General features: G+C 70.1%; 1 protein-coding gene. It reads right to left on the reverse strand.

Annotated elements, in window-relative coordinates; translation table 11 throughout:
- On the reverse strand, positions 1-231 hold a 231-nt coding region (locus ACY0MJ_RS22550), incomplete at both ends, for a PspA/IM30 family protein (RefSeq protein ID WP_462640796.1).

Raw genomic sequence — 231 nt, forward strand, 5'->3', positions numbered from 1 at the left:
CTCGGCGAGGCGCGCCTCGACCTCGGTCAGCTCGCCGAGGTCTTCCAGGCTCTCGAACTGGGCGTCGAGGCTCGACGCTGCGAGCTCGATCTTGCCCTGTGCGATGGCCTCCTGGCGGCGGACCTTGTCCTCGAAACGGCCCAGCTCGCTGGTGGGGTCGAGCACGTTGATCGAGCCGACCGCGTCCTGCACCTTGGTCTGCGCCTCGGCGACCTTGGCGCGGGCGAGGAG

It is taken from the genome of Ramlibacter sp. bp-362 (assembly GCF_054956735.1).